At 38.2% G+C, this 20,072-nt stretch carries 14 protein-coding genes; 8 read left to right on the top strand and 6 right to left on the bottom strand.

What is annotated here, in order from left to right; all coding sequences use genetic code 11:
* Positions 1-386: 386 nt before the first annotated feature.
* The 4 genes from BWI92_RS07730 (at position 387) to BWI92_RS28105 (ending at position 7,482) form a co-directional block, all read left to right on the top strand.
* On the top strand, positions 387-1,190 hold the full coding sequence (locus BWI92_RS07730) for a M48 family metalloprotease (RefSeq protein WP_095161575.1): 804 nt from the start codon (positions 387-389) through the stop codon (positions 1,188-1,190).
* A gap of 221 nt (positions 1,191-1,411) precedes the next feature.
* Complete coding sequence (locus tag BWI92_RS07725; protein ID WP_095161573.1) at positions 1,412-2,665, top strand: lipopolysaccharide assembly protein LapB; 1,254 nt, start codon at positions 1,412-1,414, stop codon at positions 2,663-2,665.
* A 754-nt stretch (positions 2,666-3,419) separates the two neighbouring features.
* Positions 3,420-6,479, top strand: coding sequence for a PVC-type heme-binding CxxCH protein (locus tag BWI92_RS07720; protein WP_095161571.1), 3,060 nt, complete (start codon positions 3,420-3,422; stop codon positions 6,477-6,479).
* Between the two features lie 493 nt (positions 6,480-6,972).
* Entirely contained in the window at positions 6,973-7,482 is a 510-nt protein-coding gene (locus BWI92_RS28105; RefSeq protein WP_095161569.1) for a YMGG-like glycine zipper-containing protein, read from the top strand.
* 257 nt (positions 7,483-7,739) lie between these two features.
* On the opposite strand, the gene BWI92_RS07710 is transcribed toward BWI92_RS28105, so the two are convergent.
* Complete coding sequence (locus tag BWI92_RS07710) at positions 7,740-8,951, bottom strand: peroxiredoxin (RefSeq protein WP_095161567.1); 1,212 nt, start codon at positions 8,949-8,951, stop codon at positions 7,740-7,742.
* Between the two features lie 434 nt (positions 8,952-9,385).
* On the opposite strand from BWI92_RS07710, the gene BWI92_RS07705 reads away from it, so the two are divergent.
* The gene (locus BWI92_RS07705) at positions 9,386-11,797 is read left to right on the top strand and encodes a TonB-dependent receptor domain-containing protein (RefSeq protein WP_095161565.1); all 2,412 of its coding nucleotides are present in this window, start codon (positions 9,386-9,388) and stop codon (positions 11,795-11,797) included.
* A gap of 219 nt (positions 11,798-12,016) precedes the next feature.
* On the opposite strand, the gene BWI92_RS07700 is transcribed toward BWI92_RS07705, so the two are convergent.
* On the bottom strand, positions 12,017-12,934 hold the full coding sequence (locus BWI92_RS07700) for a hydroxypyruvate isomerase family protein (protein ID WP_095161563.1): 918 nt from the start codon (positions 12,932-12,934) through the stop codon (positions 12,017-12,019).
* 345 nt (positions 12,935-13,279) lie between these two features.
* Between BWI92_RS07700 and BWI92_RS07695 the strand changes: the two genes are divergently transcribed.
* The 3 genes from BWI92_RS07695 to BWI92_RS07685 all read left to right on the top strand — a co-directional run bounded on the left by BWI92_RS07695 (position 13,280) and on the right by BWI92_RS07685 (position 15,931).
* Entirely contained in the window at positions 13,280-14,242 is a 963-nt protein-coding gene (locus BWI92_RS07695) for an alpha/beta hydrolase (RefSeq protein ID WP_095161561.1), read from the top strand.
* A gap of 12 nt (positions 14,243-14,254) precedes the next feature.
* Positions 14,255-14,551 carry an autorepressor SdpR family transcription factor gene (locus tag BWI92_RS07690; protein WP_095161558.1) on the top strand — a complete coding sequence of 99 codons (297 nt, stop codon included), beginning with the start codon at positions 14,255-14,257 and terminating at the stop codon, positions 14,549-14,551.
* 270 nt (positions 14,552-14,821) lie between these two features.
* Positions 14,822-15,931, top strand: a complete 1,110-nt coding sequence (locus BWI92_RS07685) for an acyltransferase family protein (RefSeq protein ID WP_095161556.1) — start codon at positions 14,822-14,824, stop codon at positions 15,929-15,931.
* Between the two features lie 114 nt (positions 15,932-16,045).
* On the opposite strand, the gene BWI92_RS07680 is transcribed toward BWI92_RS07685, so the two are convergent.
* The 4 genes from BWI92_RS07680 to BWI92_RS07665 form a co-directional block, all read right to left on the bottom strand.
* Positions 16,046-16,354 carry an isoamylase early set domain-containing protein gene (locus BWI92_RS07680; protein WP_095161554.1) on the bottom strand — a complete coding sequence of 103 codons (309 nt, stop codon included), beginning with the start codon at positions 16,352-16,354 and terminating at the stop codon, positions 16,046-16,048.
* Between the two features lie 276 nt (positions 16,355-16,630).
* Positions 16,631-17,467, bottom strand: a complete 837-nt coding sequence (locus BWI92_RS07675; protein ID WP_095161552.1) for an energy transducer TonB — start codon at positions 17,465-17,467, stop codon at positions 16,631-16,633.
* Between the two features lie 666 nt (positions 17,468-18,133).
* Complete coding sequence (locus BWI92_RS07670) at positions 18,134-19,465, bottom strand: M56 family metallopeptidase (protein WP_095161550.1); 1,332 nt, start codon at positions 19,463-19,465, stop codon at positions 18,134-18,136.
* 12 nt (positions 19,466-19,477) lie between these two features.
* Positions 19,478-19,993: a biopolymer transporter ExbD gene (locus tag BWI92_RS07665; protein WP_095161548.1), complete on the bottom strand. Its 516-nt coding sequence runs from the start codon at positions 19,991-19,993 to the stop codon at positions 19,478-19,480.
* Between the last annotated feature and the right edge of the window lie 79 nt (positions 19,994-20,072).

Genomic DNA, 20,072 nt, shown 5'->3' with positions numbered 1-20,072 from the left:
CATAGCCTAAACTCAAATTTCTGTATTTCAACGACTATTTCAAGCATAGCGTATAAAGATTTAACATTATTTAACAGCGATTGAGGTTTTGGCGATACAAATGTTACTTCTACCGATGAGTTCGTCATTATTTTGAAAGCACTTGATAGTTTCTTAATTTTCCTGAAATTACAGTAATAAGTTCGTTTGCACGCGAGTATATTTTTCTAAAATGTAATACTTTTAAGAAAGTGAGTTGGTTGAGTAGTCAGGTAAAAGGTAGCAGACCAATAGATTTGAAGTGTTTTTTATCGCTACAGATACTTTTACTATTAGCCGAAAGCAGAAAGCCCTCTCACCATCTATTTAAGTTGATACTTATTTTCTCTATAAAATCTTTGACAAACATGAATTTAGGCAATCTTCGCTCAAGATTATTGGTTGGTTTAGTACTGGCTGTCGTATCGATTTTCTCTTATTTTTCCAAAATGCAGGTAAATCCAGTTACTGGAAAAAGACAGGCTGTAACCATGACTCCGCAGCAAGAAATCTCTATGGGTTTACAATCGGCACCGCAAATGGCTGCCGAATTTGGTGGGTTATACCAAAATCAAAAACTTCAAGATTTGGTCAAAACAATTGGTAGCAAGGTGGTAAACAACTCCGAAGCATCAAAATCGCCTTATCAGTTCAATTTCTATCTTTTGGCCGACCCCAATACCATCAATGCCTTTGCTTTGCCTGGGGGACAGATATTTATTACGTATGGTTTGTTGAAAAAACTCACCACTGAAGATCAATTAGCAGGAGTATTAGGGCATGAAGTTGGCCATGTGATTGGTCGCCACTCGGCACAACAAATGGCTAAAGACGAACTTACTAGTGGACTACTTTCGGCGGCAGTGACAGCTACCTCTGACCCTTACAGTCACAATAACTCTGCAGCTATTGCTCAATATGTTGGCAAAATGATTACGCTCAAATATGGTCGTAACGACGAACTTGAAGCGGATAAATTTGGCGTAAAATATATGCTCGAAGCTGGATATGACCCCATGCAAATGGTAGATGTGATGGAAGTATTGAAACAAGCTGCGGGACCAAATCGCCCATCGGAGTTTCAAAGTAGTCACCCCGACCCTGACCACAGAATTAAAGAAATCAAAAAAGCCTTGGAACAATATAAAAAAACAGGAAAGTTAGAGTGGTAAATGAGCTTTAAATGCACAAAGGTTCAGAGGGCTAAAGTGTTTTGAAAGCTATAACTTATCGACTGACAGCCTATAGAACATCAATTTGTTATCCTGTTTCTGTACTAATTTTCTATCAACTTTAGTTTTATATACAGTAAAAAGTGGATTTGTGAGAAAGTTCAATACTTCCTTTTACACCGTCCTACCTTTACCATAAACCATCAGACACACTATTTGCAATGAATACTGCCGAGCATTATCTGGAACAAGGCGTTCGACTGCGTACTAACAATAAGCCAAAGGAGGCCATAACGGAATTAACCAAAGCGCTAGATTTAGAACCAACCCACGAATTTGTTCTGGCGGAATTGGTTCTCTGTTATTTAGCTTTATCAGATTATACTTCTGCTAATTTTTTTACCGACGAAATTTGTCACTATCATCCCAAATCAGCACTTGGCGTCTACTTGAAGGCAACTATGGCTTTGCAAAAAGACCAGCTTGCCGTAGCCGAAGATTATATCCGACAAGCCATTCAATTAAACCCTTTTGTTGCTGAATTTTGGGCTGTATTGTCTGCAATATATATCCAAAGAAAATCTTGGAGCGAAGCACTCAAATATGTCCATAAAGGTCTTGAGTTAGAACCCGATAATAATGCTTGTCTCAACTACCAAACCATTTGCCTCAATCAACTAGGGCATACCGAGTTGTTGCAGGATAGCATGGAAGAAACTTTGTACAACAATCCAAACGATGCTTTTAGCCATGCCAATATCGGTTGGGCATTGTTACAAAATCAGGAAGTAGAACAAGCCAAAACACATTTTGCAGAAGCCCTACGCCTTGACCCAAACATGAAATTTGCTCGTCATGGGATGATAGAAAGTATCAAGTCTCAAAATTGGATTTATCGTCAGTTTCTGGCTTTTAGCTTTTTCTTATCGAAACATAACGGACTAGTGCAGTTAGCGATTATCATTGGGTTGATGATGGGTGCAAACTACCTTGGCGATTTGAGTGACCAATACCCATGGATATTGCCTATTTATCTATTAGTAGTGGTAGTGTTTTATGTGAGTTGGATTATAGAACCGCTTGGGAATTTATTTTTAAGATTAAATAAATTCGGGAATTTGGCATTATCCCCTACCGAAAAAAGGGCTTCCGAAATCGTAGGAATAGGCTTAGTAGGCGGAATAGCCTCCACCATTTATTACTTTACCACTGGAGCAACCGCAGGTTGGATCTGCTTATTGTTTTGTTTTACGATTATCATCCCACTATCTCAATGTTTTTCTATGGGTTTTATCAAAAACAGAAAATGGCTTCCTTTGTCTATTACGGGCGTGTTGATATTAATGGGCGCTTTCAATATCGTATTAGTTACGAGCCTGCATAAGGTCAGCAATTTTATTACCTACTATGAATACCTCTTTGTGGCTTATCTCTGGCTTATTAATTTGGGGGTTATCAAAGAAGAAGAAATTTAGTTTTGAAGGCTACTGGAAACGGTAGCCTTTTTTCTTGGTTCAAACCCATGTAAAGACACATAAAATAATGTTATCTCCTTTTTACTTTTAGCATAGTATCCTATTTAAAATAGATTTAATCCAATATTTTACTTTTATATTTGATATTGTGTAAAAAAGACACGTATTTGATTAATAAGTGGATCATAGAATTAGGTTCTAGGCAACAGGTACAAGGCAAAAAGTTATGCTTGTCTAATGCTTACGGCTTTCAGGTAACGGCTTTCGGCAGTGGGTTTTGGAAACAAAGCATTTCTGTAATTACTAAAACATTTTAACACTCTTTGCCTTGTGCCTAGTGCCTAAACACATAACTTAAATCTAATTTTGCTCACTTACCTAAGTAATCGTGCAAAATAATATTTAATCAATAGAAAATGTAAGATGCTGATAATTAGAATTTTACATTCACAATTCACAACTCGTAATTCAGCACTAATACTTAAGTATGTACACAAAATAAAATTTAAGATTATGCTCAGGGCTTTCAGGTAACGGCTTTCGGCAGTGGGTTTTGGAAAAAAGCATTTCTGTAGTTACTAAAACATTTTAACACTCTTTGCCTTGTGCCTGTTGCCTAGTGCCTAAACACATAACCTAATTCTAATTTTGCTCACTTACTTTACCGTGTTTTTACAATTTACCCTTAATCACTTTGCGCCTTTGTGCCTGTTCCCTTGTACATAATTTACCAAAGCCCTTTCTTCCAAAACTTATGTTAAACAAACTTTCTCAAAAATCTAAGGTACTGATTCCTACAGTCTTGCTCGGTGGTGTGCTTTTGGGCACCGCATATCAATTTTCGCCCAAAAGTCGATTTATTAATCATTATGTAGACTCCCTACTGACCGAAAATCAAAAACGGTTACCTGATAATGCACTCAAAGGGGTTAAAATGGTAGATGGTCTTACCGTAAGTACTTTTGCGACCGAACCCATGCTCATCAATCCAACTGATATTGATGTGGATGCAAAAGGTCGTGTATGGGTTTTAGAAGCTTACAATTATAGACCTTCTATCACGGGCAACCCTACCCACAAAGAAGGTGATAGAATTGTGATTTTAGAAGATACCAACGGTGATGGCAAAGCAGATATAAGTAAAGTGTTTTATCAAGGTCCAGAAATTAATGCTCCATTGGGTATCTCTGTACTCAACAACGTGGTGATTGTCTCTCAAAGCCCTTATGTTTGGAAATTGACCGATACTGATGGGGATGATAAAGCCGACAAAAAAGAGATTTTATTCCAAGGAATTGAAGGCGAACAACACGATCATGGCGTACATACTTTTGTATTTGGACCAGATGGAAAGCTGTATTTTAACTTTGGGAATGAAGGTCGTCAGTTGAAAGATGCCAAAGGAAACCTCGTTAAAGACCAATTTGGAAGAGAAATTTCTCGAAAAAACTTCCAAGAAGGAATGCTATTCCGTTGTAACCTCGATGGTTCAGAAGTAGAATGTTTGGCACAAAATTTTAGAAACAACTACGAAGTAGCGGTTGATTCGTATGGAACACTGTGGCAATCAGACAACGACGATGATGGCAATAAAGGCGTGCGTATCAATTTTGTGATGGAATATGGTAACTATGGCTATAAAGACCAAATGACACGTGCTTCGTGGGGATATCCTCGCACCAATATGGAGGAAGAAATTCCTTTGCGCCACTGGCATTTGAACGACCCCGGTACAGTGCCCAACCTATTACAAACAGGCTCAGGCTCGCCAACGGGAATGGTTCTATATGAAGGCGATTTGTTACCCAAACAGTTTTATGGTCAAATGATTCACTGTGAGCCAGGACACAACGTCGTGCGCTCTTATCCTGTAACCAAGAAAGGGGCTGGTTATGCCGCACAAATTGTGAATATCATGAAAAATGAAACTGACCAATGGTTTCGTCCTGCTGATGTATGCGTTGCTCCAGATGGCTCACTCATTGTCGCTGACTGGTATGACCCAGGCGTTGGAGGACACCAAGCAGGTGATCTAACTCGTGGACGTATTTATCGTATTGCCCCTCCTCAAACGCCTTATTCTGTTCCCAAACAAGATTTTAGCACAGCTGAAGGTGCAGCTAAAGCACTCCAAAGTCCTAATATTGCTACTCGCTACTTGGCGTGGGAAGCTTTGACCAAAGTGGGAAAAAGCTCAGAAAATGCATTGGTTTCTTACTGGAAAAATGATAACCCAAGAGTTCGTGCTAGGGCTTTTTGGGCATTGGTCAAACTAGTAGATGCTCAAAAGTATATCAACCAAGCTATTCAAGATGCCAACCCTGATATTCGTATTGCTGGATTGCGAGCTGCTCGACAAAGTAAATTAGAGATTTTAGACTATGTAGAAAAATTAGCAAAAGACACAGACCCTCATGTGCGCAGAGAGTGTGCGATAGCTTTGTATGGACAAAAAAATCCTAAAGCTAGCCAGTTGTGGGCAACTTTGGCATCGCAGCACGATGGTAAAGACCGCTGGTATTTGGAAGCTTTGGGTATCGGTGCCGAAGACAATTGGGATGCTTGCTTTAGCGCCTATTTATCCCAAAATCAGAATCCAACAAACTCTGCTTCTGGAAAAGATATTGTTTGGCGTTCGAGAAGTGCCCAATCCGTGAAACTATTAGCTTCTTTGGCTACAGACCCAAGTATCGCCTTAAAAGAACGCTTGCGTTATTTCCGTGCTTTTGATTTTGTGAAAGGTCCTGAAAAATCTTCGGCACTTTTAGGCATGCTAAATGGTAGTTCGCCAGAACAGAATCAAATTAATCGTTTGGCATTAAGCCATTTGGATGCCGAGTTTGTTAAAACATCTCCGATTGCCAAAAATGCCTTGGTACAATTAATGAATAATCTCGACGACAAAGAATTTGTACAATTACAAGACAAATATACCCTACCAGAAGGCAACGAGCGCTTGATTAGTATGATTGGCAAAGGTGAAAAAGTTGGCGATGCGGGGAATGCTCTATTCAAATCTCCACAAGGGGTTCAATTGGCTAAAAATATCATCAATAATCCTAAACAAGAAGATTTAGCCATTAAGATTCTTGGTGCGATTCGTTGGAATGGAGGAAAAACGCAGTTGACATTATTACAGGATGCCATGTTTAATCCTAAATATAGCGCCAATATCCATCGTGAGGCGACTCGTTATTTGGGCGGTAGTGGCAATGGCGAAGACCTTGTGTTAGAGTTATTAAAAACAAAAAAAATCAAGAAGGAGTTAATTCCTGTGGCAGTAGAAGGCGTGAGCCGCGCTTGGCGTCGTTCGGTACGTGTTGATGCTGCCAAATATTTAGGTGCTAGTAATACCGCTACCAAAAAGCTCCCTCCTATTTCAGAACTCATTGCGTTGACAGGTAATCCGAAAAATGGTGCACAGGTATTTGCCAACAACTGTTCGGTATGTCATCAAGTCAATGGCGAAGGAATGGATTTTGGTCCAAAACTTTCGGAAATAGGTGGCAAATTGGCAAAAGAAGGGCAATATCTAGCCATCTTACATCCAGATGCGGGTATTAGTTTTGGCTATGAAGGTTGGGATATCAAACTCAAAGATGGCACGCAACTAGTCGGAATTGTTGCTTCCAAAACCGAAACTGATGTTGTTTTAAAAATGCCTGGAGGTATTGTTCAAAATATAAAGACTAGCGCTATCAAGTCGATGAAAATGCAAAGCAATTCGATGATGCCAACAGGCTTAGCAGACGGGATGTCCCAACAAGAATTAGTCGATCTAGTAGAGTTTTTGATGACTTTGAAAAAGAAATAGTTTTTGATTTGAAGATGAGAGAATTTGAAGATTTGAAAATTTGAAGATTTGAAGATTTGAAGATGGGAGGATTTGAAAATTTGAAAATGTGTGATTCACTTGTAGAGACGTAATGCTTTTCATCTAAAGGTTATTCACTCAATATTTTAGTAAAAAGTGGTCGAAAATTGTTTTTCGACCACTTTTTTTGATACTGGACTCGGCTTAAGACGCAAAGCATTATATCTCTACGGCTAGAATATAAATTTTAACATAATCACTCATCCACTCAAACTCAAATCACTCAATTCAATAGGTGAATAATCCTCCTTGAAAAATCTGACCATTTACTCAATTACCAATCAGGAGCAAACCCAAACGAGTACGAATTACGTTAATATGTCAAAGAAACAGATTTTTCTGCTTTCAACTTTGTACTGTCAAACATTCATAAAGCAATTATTTTAAAACAACACATAAGTAATCAATTGCTTTATACTAACACGTAAAATTTATGAAAAAGTTAATTTTGATTTTCGCAACAGCCATTCTTGGCTTGGCTTCTTGCCAACAAAAAACAGATGATAAAGCTGCTATCGAATTAGCAAAAAAAGCTGCCATTGATTCGATGAAAATGGTCGCTCAAGCGCAAGAAGTAAAACAAATGGTGATTGACTCAATGCAAAAAGCAACACCAACCACTCAGGTGACTCAATCAGCTGGCGAGGGTGCTCAAAGCACTAGTGCTGCCATTTCTGGTGCTAACAATAGTAATCCAGCCAAAGTTGAAAAGACTTCTAGCTCAAGTAGCTCTTCGACAAATACGGCTAGTACGCCAACAGTAACCAAGAAAAAAAGCAAAATGTCGAAAGTTGCCAAAGGAGCCTTGATTGGCGCTGGTGTTGGTGCTGTAACTGGAGCCGTAGTCAACAAAAGAAATAGAGCGGCTGGAGCTGTTATCGGTGGAGCATTAGGTGCTGGTGCAGGAGCAGGTGTAGGTGCGATTTTAGATAAAAAACAGTAAATAATTTTATCTGTTTTAGGCTCTAAGCTTTTTGCAGTAGGCTAAAAATTATACCTGTTAAATACGGTCTAGTGCATTATCAAAATTTGATAATGATTCATCAAAAAAAGCGGTCGAAAATTATTTTTCGACCGCTTTTTTGATATTACTATGCTATATCTAACTTGGCTTAAGACCTAAAGTATTGTGTCTCTACAGCTTAAAGAATACAAATCTTAGAACAATCACTCATTCAACAAATCACAACTCACTCACGTCTATTTTCCAGTTGACAAATCTTGCTTCAATAATTCATCAATTTCATGATTAAATTCTTTTACAAAATCATCATAGTATTTTCCTGTTGCTGGACCTGAATATCCTGTATGAATTTTAGCGACTTTCCCAGATTTATCCACAATAATGGTAGTTGGAAAAGAAATAATCTCAGACAAAGCAGGTAATACCGACGAAGCGTATTGCGTATCTGCCAAACCAGCAAATAAGATGTCATATTGGATGTCAAATCGTTTTTTCAAAGCTTCCAAACGAGTTTTTGCAAAAGCTGGGTCATTTTTACGCTCAAAAGATAAACCAATGATTTCTACGCCACGATTTTTATTGGCTTTGTACCACGGCGCCATATAAGAGGCTTCATCGATACAGTTTGGACACCAGCTGCCCAAAATCGTTACAATAACCACTTTTCCTTTGTACTTGGCATCACTCAACGAGGTATTTTGTCCTGTAAAGGCATCTGGAAAAGTAAAATCAAATTGTTTACCATCTTTCACTTTCGTCAATGAATACGCATCTGGTAATTCTATTTGGTCATTCTTCGTTCCTTTCAATGGTCGAGCGCTTGTAGCTCCAATGCTTTGACCAGTAATGGTATTGCCTTCAATTTTACCAATAATCAACGCTGGACTTGAGCCACTAAAGGCCGAAAGATAAAACTCATCACCTTTGATATCTCCTTCGTAATAGCGATAATCGCCCGTTTTTGATAAAAATGTTCCTGTAATTTTTTGACCCTTTTGTTCAAATACACCAATCACTGGTGTTGTAGCAGGGCCCATATACACTTCCCATTTGCCTGCTAAACTTGCCTTTGAAGGTGTTCCTTTTTCGAAGAAACGATAGCGACTACCTTGCGATGCCTTGAATGGAATACGAGTAGTGCCTTTTTTGAATACCCCCGACAAGGTGGTTGGGCTTTCGATTTTGGCTGCTAATACAGCATCAAAAATCTCAACAGGAATAAATAATGAATCGCCTTTTTGTGTAACACCTTTTAGCTCAAATCTCTCTGAAGCGTTTAATAAATAGGCATCTTTGCCTTTTAACTCAAAATTAAAAGGAGACTCTTTTCCTTCAAACAAACTAAAAGTACCTCTCCAAACCCCTTGTTTAGGAGCTACTTGTGCTTTTGTGATACCAAAGCTTGCTATTGCTAAAGCCGCTGAGGCTATAATTTTATGTAATTTCATATGCTAGTTTTTAGTTGTCGTGTCAATTTTTCACTTCAAAAAAGTAAGACATTCTTCCATAATTGCGTCATTACTTTGTATTGAAAACTTAATTCCTTTTTAAAATTAAAAATTTAATCTATAAGTTTTATAGAATAAACAAATATTCCTTCAGAGAGTTCCTAAATTGAGTAGAAACTGCTAATTAAGTAACCCCACCAGACAGGACCTTTTTTGCTTACAGCATATAGCCTAAAGCAGATAAATTTGCCCCCTATCCATTTATCGTTCCATTCTTCACGAAGCAAATTTTTTATTGATGTGTGCAACCTAACTTTGTTCTGTTGCATCTAGGGAGTACTAAACTTCTCTATCAATTCAATCTGATTCCAAGTATAAACCTCTTTGAAACCTACAAGTGGACTTGGCTAAGTGCTTTTAACAAATTTAAACCAATGAAATTATTACAAACACTACTACTATCTATCTTTTGTGGATTTGGAGCTTTGGCTCAACAAAAAATTACGGGTAAAGTTTTTGACGAAAAAAATCAAGCTGCCGAATTTGCCACGGTATCCCTACTTTCAGCTAAGGATTCAAGTATGGTAAAAGCCAACTTGACGGATGCCTCTGGGGTTTATCATTTTGAATCAGTCAATAAAGGTCGCTACCTCATTAGTATTTCGATGATGGGCTATCAAAAAGCCTTTAGTGCTGTTTTCTCTGTAGACCAATCACCAGTTACCATCGAAAATATTATCTTAAAGACAAGTTCAAAGACCTTAGACGAAGTAACAGTAACCGCTCAGAAACCCTTTTTGGAACAAAGAGCCGATAAATTAGTCGTAAATGTGGCTAATAGTCCTGCTTCTGTGGGAAGTACTGCTATTGAAGTTTTACAAAAAGTCCCTGGGCTAATTATTGCTCAAGACCGTATCACGATTGCGGGTAAAGCTTCGGTATCGATTATGATTGATGGAAAACCATCGCAGTACACCGATATGAATCAGGTTTTGAAAGATTTGCCTAGTAATAGCATCGAAAAAATCGAAGTAATCAAAAATCCCTCTGCCAAATATGATGCTGCGGGTGGTGCTGTGATAAATATTGTAATGAAACGCAATGCTAATCTTGGTACAAATGGCTCGGTTGCCCTCAACTTTAGAGGTGCAATGGTTGATAATACGGTCGTAAATCGTAGTAAAAATGACTTTTTTGGCGGATATTCTCCTAACTTTTCGCTCAATCACCGCAAAGGCAAGTGGAACGTATTTGGAAGCTATACGTATTCGGATAGGACGTTTTTTCAACTCACACAAATTGACCGTGTAATTGGCAAGGATGAGTTTTCGAATATCATGATGAATCCTGGTGATGCCAAAGTTCATAATGCACGTCTAGGCGCTGACTATTATTTAGATAAGAAAAATACCATCGGGATATTACTCACAGGTTTTGACCGTTCGGGCAGCAACAACAGTACAGCTATTACAAAAGTATTTTCGACAGAAACTAAACAATTAACTAGTCAGTTCGAAACCCTTAACGACCAACCTACTACTCGTAATAATATTGGTTATAATCTCAACTGGAAACATAGTTTTGATAGTACAGGTCGTGAACTAAACGTGGATTTAGACTACGTACAGTACAAACTCAAAAATCAAAACTTGATTACGATTGTGGACAATGGTTTACGTCGTAATAATTCACAGAGTGTGGATAACCCTGTGCAATTTATGACAGCAAAGTTGGATTATACACACCCTATTTCGAAGGACAGCAAGTTGGAAGCGGGTGGAAAAATGAGTTTTGCCACGATTGACAACGATTTGCGTTTTTATCGTGAACAGGTGTTAGATACCAAACGAAGCAATGTTTTCAATTATAAAGAAAACATCAATGCGCTTTATGTAAATTACAATACCAGTTTTGGTAAAAAATGGGAACTTCAAACGGGTTTGCGTACAGAACAAACCGTTGCAACGGGTTTTAGTCAGGTTGAAAATAAAAATGTGTTGGAGCGTAACTATTGGCAGTTTTTCCCAAGTGTTTTCTTAACACATAAGCTTAACAAAAGCTTGGCCATTACAACTTCGTTTACCCGTCGTATCGACCGCCCAAGTTATCAACAACAAAACCCATTTGAATTCCAGATTGACTCTTTGACTTTTACGAGAGGTAATCCATTGTTGAAACCACAGTTGACCAACGAAATTAAATTGCAATTGACATTTGATGGACAGCCATTTTTTGCGCTTGGTTACAACAACACTAACGATGTCATAGTGGATAATGCGCCAAAGCAAGACCCTGCAACAAAGCGTACCTATACAACTGCCGAAAACTTAGCGACTTACAAAAACTACTTTGTAGAACTAAACTTCCCTATCAAAATTGGAAAGAAAATTTCGGGATACGGCGGTAATCAATTGATATACAATGCCTACAATGCCAATTATCTAGGAGGCACTTTTGATCAATCTCGTGTAAACTGGTTGGCTTACTTTAATATTAACGCCAAATTTACCAACAAACTGAGCATGGAAATGGGTGGTTGGTATATGACTCGTTCACAACAAGAGTTTTTAACTTTAAACCCATTAGGAGCATTAACAATTGGTTTACAATACAAAGTATTAGAAGGAAAAGGCAAGATTTCGTTGGCGATGAATGACGTATTTTATACCGAACAAACAAGAGGACTTATTGAATATCAAGATATTAACCTTAAGTACTTTAGTCGTGAAGCATCTCAAAACCTTCGTTTAGGGTTTAGTTATAGTTTTGGTAATCAGAAATTAAAAGCAAGTCGCTCACGTCAAACAGGTTCCGAGTCAGAATCAAATCGTGTGAAAGCGAACTAAGTAGTAGAGTTTGGAGTGCGGAGTGTAGAGTTTTGAAAAGTGTATGAGTAGTTATGTCACAATTTGTATTCTAGACGTAGAGACGCAATGATTGCGTCTAAAGCCGAATAAAATCTAGCATAGTAGTATCAAAAAAGCGGTCGAAAAAACAATTTTCGACCGCTTTTTTAGGATAATCACTCATTCATCAAACCACTCATTCACTCAATCTAGACAATCCTATAAATCTGAAGCACGATAGGCCTCAATCAATTTGATTTCACCTTCTTTGCCTTTTACCGAATTGCCATGTTCCATGCCGAAAACAAAATCACGGCCAGTTGCTTGTGACTTTGCATTAATATGTTTGAAAATATTCTTGTAATTCATCTCGCCTGTGGTTGGTTCTTTACGCCCAGGCTCGTCGCCAATTTGGAAATATCCAATCTCGTCCCACGTTTGGTCAATGTTGTAAATAATATGTCCCTCGTTACGTTGCATGTGCCACATATCAAACAAAAACTTACACGATGGACTATTGACAGCCTTACAAATCATATAGGTTTGATCTGAATTTCTTAAAAACAAATCTGGGGTATCGCTTAATGCCTCCAACACCATCACCAAGCCATGTGGTTCGAAAATGGCGCTTGCCATACGCAAAGACTCAATTACATGTCCAGTCTGGATTCCGATGGGAATACTACGGTCGTAATTGCCTGGCACTACGGTCATCCACTTGGCATTCACACGTTTGGCGACTTCTACGGCTTCTTTACATCTTTGTAAAAACTTATCACGCCATTCCTTTTTACCCGAAGCCAAGGAAGTTTGTAATGGCCAGTTATCAAAGTTTACCACAAAAACTCCCATGGTCATTCCTAGCTTTGCCATAGTTTCCCCGACTTTTGTTTGTACCTCCACAGATCTGTCCATCATACCATTATCCTCAAGCGCACGAAAACCCATTTCGTGCATAAACTTAAGTTGGTCGATAGGATCTTTTCCTGCGGAATTTTCGAACATTCCAAAATGAGGTGCATATTTGAGTTTAAAAGCAGGTTGAGCTGAAGTATTTTTTGCTTCCAACACACCGCTCGAAAGCGTACTTACGGCAGAAGCTGCTAATAGATTTTTGGTAAAATCACGTCTTTGCATGGTAAAAGGGCGTTAAATAGTTGAGGGTTCTAATATACAGAAAAACTTATTGTATCCTGACGGGGCTTTGGGGGGATTTGTGTAATTTGAAGATTTGATAATTTGAAAATGTAAGTGTGATGATTGTCCTTTTTTAATGCTAAACTTGTCAAATTTTCAATGGCTTTAGAGATATATGTTTCGTGTTTTAAAACTACCGATTCATGTATTTTCACTCAAACGCTGCTGAGTATGCAAAAATCTACACTATTTGAGACTAGAGATACTTCTGACGATAGCTATCTTTAAGCTTTTTAACATCGGATAAATACTTAATATTCAGAAAAATTTCACCCTTTTCCTATCATGACAAAAAAACTTATCTATCTATGGTTGACGGTTGCATTTACTCAGTTCAATCTTTTCGCTCAAAATCAAGAACAAATCGTAGTTTTACCACAAACCAAAGGTAATCTTGAAGGAACCTTATTAGTACCTCAAACAACTAAGCCTATGCCAGTTGTACTGATTATTGCAGGTTCGGGTCCGACAGACCGCGACGGGAATAATCCTTTGGGCGTAAAGGCTCAATCCTATAAATTGTTGGCAGAAGGCTTGGCAAAAAATCAAATAGCAAGCTTGAGATATGACAAGAGAGGTATTGGAAAAAGTAGTAATACCGCTGTCAAAGAAATAGATATGCGTTTTGAGACAGGCGCCGACGATGCCGCTCAATTTTTGGATACACTTCGCAAAGACCCTCGATTTAGCAAAGTACTTGTTCTTGGACATTCGGAAGGCTCGTTATTAGGAATGCTTCTGGCACAAAAAAGAAAGGTTGATGGCTATATTTCGGTATCTGGTATCGCTCAAGGAATCGATGAGGTAATCAGTGAGCAGCTTCGCCCACAAGCCATTCCTGATTCGGTAAAGGATACTGTTAAAAACTATTTGGCAACACTCAAACAAGGTAAAACTATTCCCAAACTCATGCAAAATATGGTAATTTTCAGCTTGTTTCGCACGAGTATCCAGCCCTATATGATTTCGTGGTTGCGGTATAATCCTAGCCAAGAAATTACTAAAATCACAAACCCAATTTTGATTGTTCAAGGCAGTGCCGATATTCAAGTTGCTGAAAAAGAAGGACAAGCCTTGCATCAGGCTGCTCCAAAGTCTACTTATCTGATGATTCCACAAATGAATCATGTACTCAAATTAGGCACGCTAGACCCACAGGAATCACAACAAAATTATCAAAATCCAGATTTACCTTTAGCACCTCAACTTATAGAGGGAATCATTAACTGGATAAAGAAACTCCGATAAAATATTTAAGTTATGAATACCTTATTCAAAGCGCTCAACGACCCCACACGTCGTGAAATTTTAGAGCTCCTCAAAGACAAAGACCTCAATGCTGGTGAAATCGCCGAGCAATTCAATATGTCGAAACCGAGTATTTCGCATCATCTCGACCTGCTCAAACAGGCCGAATTGGTCGTCGCTATCAAAAAAGGGCAGTTTATCGAATACTCGCTCAATATGACCGTGATGGACGAAGTGCTTGCATGGATATTGCAGTTTAAGCCAGAGGTACAGATTTCGAAGATTGAAATAGCACCCAACAAATTGTGATGAGAGAGTTGTGATTTAGTGATTTTGAAAAGCTAATTACTGGACAAAACGAGAAAGTGTGATTCAGGTGTATCGACTTTTTCAATGATTTTTTAAGAACAGTTTTAAACTGTTAAAAGAATGAGTCCAAGACTAAGTCTTGAACTAGGATATTCAGTTTTGTCCAGTAATCAGTTTGAAAAACTAGATTTTTTTCAAAAATCACTCAATCACAACTCGCTAAATCACTCAATAACAACTATCTTAGAATTACACTTCTAACAACAACTTATGAAACAACGCTTACTCTCACTCGATACCTTTCGAGGGCTCACGGTAGCCATGATGATTTTGGTCAACAACCCAGGCGATTGGGGACATATCTATTGGCCTCTCGAACACGCCGCTTGGGATGGTTGCACTCCTACCGATTTGGTATTTCCTTTCTTTCTTTTTATCGTTGGAGTTTCTATTTCTTATGCATTTAAAGATAAACAACCCGACTCTAAAACTCTTCTTAGAATAATAGAGCGTAGTTTAAAGCTCTTTGGCTTAGGGCTTTTTCTATCTCTTTTTCCCAAATTTGATATATCAGTAGTGCGTATCATGGGTGTTTTGCAACGCATAAGTCTAGTCTTTTTCTGTTGCTCTATCCTCTTTCTTTATACCAAGCCTCGTACTCAAATAGGAGTATTGGCAGGTATTTTGATTTTGTATTATATTCTTATGACGGTGGTACCTGTGCCGGGCATTGGCGCTGCCAATTTATATGCCGAAACTAACCTTGGAGCTTATTTTGACCGTATGATTTTGGGGATTCCACATCTTTATAAAGCAGCAAAAGTTTGGGACCCAGAAGGACTGTTAAGTAGTTTGCCCGCCATTGGCAATGGCATTGCAGGTATGTTGGCAGGGTATTATATGCAAAACAGAGATCAAGAAGTTCATAAAAAACTTCTTAATCTCTGTTTAATAGGATGCATGGGCATGCTAGTCGGATGGGCTTGGGATAGTGCGGGATTTCCCATCAATAAGTCCTTATGGACAAGTTCATACGTGTGTTGGAGTGCTGGTATGGCAACTTGCTTTTGGGTGGGATTGTACTGGCTTATTGATGTCAAAGGCTACCAACGATGGACAAAGCCATTCGTGGTATACGGTGTCAACGCTATCACAGTATTCTTCTTATCGGGTCTGATTCCGCGTATTTTACGAATGATAAAACTACAGAATGCCGAAGGCGAAGAAGTCAATCTTCAAGTCTGGTTATACAAATCATGGATTACGCCATGGTTTGATAGCCCTTATAATGCTTCCCTTGCAGGAGCAATTATCCTCGTAAGCTTATGGTGTGGCATACTTTGGATCATGCACAATAAAAAAATCTTTGTCAAAGTCTAGTAAATAAACTGAAAGAGCAACACCAAAAGTGAGGTTGTGGCTTTCAAGTATTTACTTTATACATTTCTATAAACAACTCGAGCAGTAAGAGGCGCCTTCTTACTGCTCGAGTGATTACAATACAACTACAGAATTCTCGTCAGAAGTGATACCGTTTGGAACAAACTTATCAGCTTCTGTTTCGTTTGCCCAAATAGCGCTATCAAATAAATAACGGAATTGAAATTCTTTTCCAGCTTCTAATTCAAGCGTACCTTTAAAAGTACCATCTTTTTGTTTTTTCAAGGCTGTAGCCGAGGCATCCCAATTATTGAACTCACCTACCACGTTCACTGCTTTTGCACCGTTTGCTACGTCAGCAGGAACTGCAAATGTTACTTTACATACTGGTTTTGATTTCAAATACTGTTTTGTAATTGCCATAATGATAATAAGTTTTTAGGAGTTATTGCTAGATTTCTTTTTTCATTTGCCAATGAGTGAAATGGTCTTTACCAAACACTCAAATTGTACTTTATCTATTTAACTAAGATAAAAATTTATCGCAAATATTCAAAAAATATTCCCATAAAAACCTAACAACCAGACAATTAATTATTAATTATATTAAAATAATTATAATTTAACTAATCTCTCTACTAAAAACAGTATAGAACTGGTATTTTGAAGGTGTGAAACTCATACATTTTTAAATTAGAACTATTCCTCCATAATCTGAAAAGTAATTGGTAAGGTAAAGCGAACCGAGACAGGTCTTCCCGACTGTTTTCCAGGAATCCAGTTAGGCATTTTCGACACCACTCTTAGTGCTTCTTCGTCACATCCAAACCCAATTCCTTTTGATACAGACAATTGCGAAATACTTCCATCTCCCATTACGACAAATGATACAAACACTTTTCCTCCTACACCTGCTCGTTGCGCCTGTGACGGAAACTTCAAATTTTTATTGAGATACTCTCCTAAAGCTCGAATACCACCCTTATATTCTGGCATTTTTTCAACTGTCGTAAAAATCGATTCCTCAGTTTTTTCGACGTGCACTGGCGCTTCTATGGCAGGCTTAGTATTGGCAAGGTCAGGGTCAACTGGAGGTATTTCGATTTCGGCTCCGTCCACATTTTCAGTACCAATCACTGCTTTACTCTCAGCTAACTCTTCTTGCGTTGGAGGCAATTCAATTTCTCTTTCATCGGTTACTATCTCAGGAGCTAGATACTTAATTTGTTTTACTGGCTCAACGGGTGTTTCAGGTTTGGGTGGCTCTGGTAATTCTATTTTCTTTTCCTCCGCAGGTGGTAGTTTTACATCTTGTAGGGTAATTTCTACCTCACGTTTATCTCGTGAGTTCTGTGAGGCCCAAATAAAAGGAGTCGATAAAGCCAATCCAAATGCCCCTACGCCTATCAAAGTGGCTCTTTTAACAATTTGTTTGTACTCTTGTCTTAGAAAATAAGCGCCATAGAGCTTATTACGACCTTCGAAGATAATGTCATCTAAGGTCTCGTGCTGTTGATTTGATGAGTTACTGTTCATGATATTGAGAAGTTTAAAAGAATTTAAAACTAAATTTTTAGTTATTGTATTGAAAAAAATTACCTCAGATGAGGTTGGGGTAATGGCGAATTATGAATGATTGAATTGTGAATGTAGAATTAGGGTTGTATGAAGGATTTTCTTTTGTTCAAAAGAATTCTTATCATTAGCATTTTTTGATGTAGTGGCAACTGCAAGAGTTGCCACTACATCAAAAAATGCTAAACCTTCGTCCAGTACTAATGTAGAATTAGTACTTTCCCAACTATTACAGATTTCTGATTTTAAGAATATGAAAAATGCCTTTATTCGAAATGCCTAGTTCAAGACTTTGTACTGGACTCATTTTTTAAACAGTTTGAAAACTGAAGCAATAGCTAGTCCGAGATAAAGTCTCGAACTAGTTATTGGTCATTTACACACATTGTCTGTATGGTGTAGCCGCTTCAACAGTAGAACTATTTTTTTAGTTATTGTTTAGTAAAAAAATACCTCAAGAGAGGTAGGAAGTTGGACTCAGTATTGGCTATCAGGTATGAGCTATCAGCTTTCGGATATATCAGCTAATAATATTAGGTAATAGCTGATATATACTTATTTTTTTACTGAAAGCCGAAAGCTCAATGCTGATTGCTATTGGAATTGGTGTAAAACAACTTACTATGTTTATGCTTTTTTGAATGAAATAGGGACGACGAAAGTACATCTTACTAATTTGTCCTGATGTGTGCCTGGCACCCATTTTGGAACAGACCTCAATACCCTTAAAGCTTCATTATCAAGGGGTTCTCCAGCCGACTTTAGCACTTTAAAATCTTCAGCTGAGCCATCTTTGTTTACCACAAATTGGATATACACCTTCCCTTCCATATTTGCCTTTTGAGCTTCTTCGGGATACTTCAAATTGGCACGTAAGTATTCCACAAAAGCAGGCATACCCCCATTAAACTCTGGCTGATGGTCAACGCCATTCATAATAGAGTCGGCTTCCATTTGTAGTTCTTCGGCTAAAGCAGGACTGATAATCGTCGCACTAGAAATACTGATTCCTGACTCGGCCAATACTTGTCGCCCAGATTTACTTGGTACAACAGCCTGCCCTCCTTTTTCTACAATGGCTCTCCATTTTACATTGAGACGTTGTTCCATTTCTGAACCTCTCAAATTAGATGATGCCAAAATCAGCATAGCTCCCAACAAAGGTAAAACTAATAGATATTTCCACTGAACATCGTCTTCAGAACGGTCCTTCATCAGCATCTGAATACGTTGTTTTAGCATAGAGTCATTAAAAAAGTTATTGGTTAGCGGTATGGTTTGCACACCAAATTGCTCGTGAAACAGCAGCATCGCATATTCCTCCTTAGATTCCTCCCATTGACTTGTGATTTCATCAGCAATAAACTCATGGATATACCGAACTGCTTTTTTGTATAAATAAATAACGGGGTTGAACCAATTAAATATTGCCAAAAGCTCAAACAACATAATATCTGCCGAATGTAACTGACGAATATGTACTTGCTCATGGCGCATAATCACATCACGCATAGGCATATCTTTACTCACAAACAAGAAATTGAAAAAGGAAAATGCACTTTTATTCATATTCTTCTTCTGTGATTTCCCACGGAGTAAATTACCCAAATAAGCCATTTGAAGTCCCATTCGACCAATACCAATAAGAACGCCAGTTATGTATACGACAGCAATCATATCTCCCCAAGTCCAGCCCTGTTGTACAAAACTCTCGGTTGGGGTATAATACATTTGTGGATCGTAGATATATTTCATAGTATGATACACACTATCACTCACTAATTGCTCACGCACCCAAGTAAACTGCAGCATTGGGATAAAAAACGCCAAAGCAGAGGTTGCCAACAAATAAGCTCTGTTGAGATAAAAGAAAGTCTCTTTACGCAAGACAATATGATAAAATCCATAAAATAGAATCAGATACAGATTCACTTGGAGTAAATAGTGCAGCCAGTTCATACGCAGTTAATGTTAAATTGATGGTCGAGATTGAAGCGATAATAAATTCTGTTCGTTGGTTGTCAATGTATTAACGATGGCATATTGCTTATTATTGGTAATAGCCAGTTCGTCTAACAAATCTACCATGTTTCGATAATGAGCTTGGTCGGTTGCCTTAATCACTACCGTGAAGTTTTTTCCAATTTTAGTTTTGTAATTAAATAATATTTGACGGATTCCTTTGTCTGAAAAATTAGTTGTTTTAAGGATTACATTAGGATCTGTTGGGATACCTTGGTAATAATATACCTTATTTTCTTTGTCCAAAATCACCGTTAAAGTTTCGCTTTCTCGAATATCCGACCCTTTATCTGTCGTTTTATCAGGCATACTCAACTGCATGGTAACAGGTTTCAATAAGGTAGTAGTCAACATAAAAAAGGTAATCAACAAAAAACCTAGGTCAACCATCGGTGTCATATCGACACGGGTAGATTGTCGGGAGCGGCGCGAGCCCCCTTTGTCGGATGTAGAAATTTCAGCCATAGCGATGTTTTGGTTATCAGGTTTCGACTATCTTGCTGGAGGCTCAAATGTCGAAACCCTTGAATTATGATAATCTCAA

It is taken from the genome of Flectobacillus sp. BAB-3569, assembly GCF_002270355.1.
Lineage (GTDB): Bacteria > Bacteroidota > Bacteroidia > Cytophagales > Spirosomataceae > Flectobacillus > Flectobacillus roseus.
The sequence above is the reverse complement of the archived record's forward strand: the minus strand, read 5'-3'. Positions and strand labels throughout refer to the sequence as shown.